Source organism: Streptomyces sp. SID486, from assembly GCF_009865385.1.
Lineage (GTDB): Bacteria > Actinomycetota > Actinomycetes > Streptomycetales > Streptomycetaceae > Streptomyces.
Genome location: NZ_WWJT01000063.1, coordinates 1 through 939, shown reverse-complemented (window position 1 = coordinate 939; position 939 = coordinate 1). Strand labels below are relative to the sequence as shown.

Genomic DNA, 939 nt, shown 5'->3' with positions numbered 1-939 from the left:
GGCCGGGGCGGCGGCGCGGCCGACCGGTCCTCGGGGTGCGCCGGCTGCGCGGCGGCGGGCAGGGCGGACAGCAGGGACAGGACACTGAGGGTGCCGAGCACGGCCGGAACGACGCGGCGGCTCAGGACACTTCGACGTTGCAGACTCACAAGGGCATGATCACGGAAAGGTCACGGCAACATGCCCGCATCGGACGGACACCGCCCGGAGAGCACCCGACCGGGTGACAGCCCGGCGCCGGCGCGCCCGGCCCGCACCGCCAGGGGGTGCGTCGGGGAGCGCTCCCCGGTAGAGGCCGGGAACGGGGCATGCCCGGCGTCCACGCGGGTATTCGCGCTGCGATTTGGTAGATCGGCGACGCGCCAGGGAGGCGGAACGCAATGCTGATGGCACACCCCGCGGTACTGAAGGACCTCATCGCCCAGTACGAGGCCCTCACTCTGCTCGGGGCCGAGGAGAGCACCCCCCAGGCCCGGCAGCGGCTTGCGGACATCTCCTACACCCTGTGCGTGGCCACCGGCACCCGGGACATCGACATGGCCCTGATCGCCGCCCGCCACCGCCTCTCCGGGGCCCGGCCGGAGGACGACTCACTGCTCGCCGTCTCCACCCCGACCTCCACCTCCACCTCCGCCTCCGCTTCGGGTGAGCCGGTGGCCATGGCCTGAACCGCCCCTCCCGCCGCGGCGGTTGCCCGCGCCTTCCCCGCTGAACTCGTCGCCTCCCGCTTCTGGTCGGCGAGACCCACCGGACGGTATACAGGCCCGGTCGAACGCGCGAGGTCCGCCGCACCGCGGCCGCCGCCGCGCGGTGCAGCGGGCTCAGGGGGAGGATCCATGACGCACGGGAAGCATCCGGCTGACGGGGTGAGGGGCGGGCGGCGGGCCGTCGTGCTGGGGGCCGCGCTGGGCGCGTGCGCCCTGGTGGCGGCCGGCGCCA

At 74.8% G+C, this 939-nt stretch carries 1 protein-coding gene; it reads left to right on the top strand.

Annotation, left to right across the window (positions count from 1 at the left end; translation table 11 throughout):
- Positions 1-380 precede the first annotated feature (380 nt).
- Entirely contained in the window at positions 381-668 is a 288-nt protein-coding gene (locus tag GT045_RS03210; protein WP_161333231.1) for a DUF5133 domain-containing protein, read from the top strand.
- Positions 669-939: the final 271 nt, after the last annotated feature.